Origin of the sequence: Lacimonas salitolerans (assembly GCF_042677865.1) — a bacterium.
Classification (GTDB): domain Bacteria; phylum Pseudomonadota; class Alphaproteobacteria; order Rhodobacterales; family Rhodobacteraceae; genus Lutimaribacter; species Lutimaribacter salitolerans.
In genome coordinates this window covers 1-873 of record NZ_JBHUDD010000076.1, presented here as the reverse complement: position 1 = coordinate 873, position 873 = coordinate 1, and the positions used below count along the sequence as shown (strand labels likewise).

The 873-nt window shown below is 53.0% G+C and carries 1 protein-coding gene; it reads right to left on the bottom strand.

Annotated features, from left to right (window positions below; genetic code table 11):
- Positions 1–51: 51 nt before the first annotated feature.
- Positions 52–873 (bottom strand): class I SAM-dependent methyltransferase (locus tag ACFTOW_RS13300; RefSeq protein ID WP_379916505.1); only part of this gene is annotated, 822 nt, incomplete at its 5' end.

Genomic DNA, 873 nt, shown 5'->3' with positions numbered 1-873 from the left:
TGAAATGGCTGCCCGCGATGCCGTGAAACGCGTGCCCGAGATCACGCGAAATCACTGCCCAACTTCCGCGAAATGCGCACAGTCGATCGCCAATCCCCGGTGGAAACGTTGTGCGACTGTGCGCATCGCTTCAGAAGGTTCGACGGCAACAACGTCATGTTCTCGTGTAGCAAACCATGCTGCATCGCGGCCTGTCCCGGCACCAATGTCCAAAACGCGCAGTTTGCTCGTGGCACGTTCGGCGGCCATGATCGCCGCAAGCCCTGGATGCGCAGCTTCGAATGTTAGCGCTTCGTAGCCATCGGCGAGGCTGTTCGCATGTTCCTCGTAGTACATCAGTGCAGGGTCATCAGGCATTCGTCCCAAGATTTCTCTCCAAGTATTCCAGCCGGTGGCCATGAGCAGCATGAGACTTAGCGCGGATGCGAGAAGTAGCATGCCCTGGAATGACGTTCGAACTACGAATGGCCGATGATACCATCGCTGTCCATGTGCCGATACAAATCCCGAGGGATAGTTTGTTTCAAGCCATTTTAGATACTGCTCCATCACAAATCGAAGTCTAAGGATGACGACGAAGAGGGCGGCATTGCCGACGGCGGCTAAGAACAGTAGGGCAAGCTGAAAAAGCGAAAACTCTTCCACTCTAGAAACACCAAACCACAGCCCGCCGGTTAGCGTCATAGAAATCAGCGGTATCTGCCACATCTGCTGATTTAGTGAACGAAAGGCCAAGTGATTTTGCTCGAAAGCCGCTTGACGCATGTCGTGTTCGATCTGTTCTTTTGATGGTGTGAATCGGCATGCAAAAGTGACCCACTTGGGTGGGTTATGATCATCTAAAACTGACCCACCTGCATTGTTAACATCCGT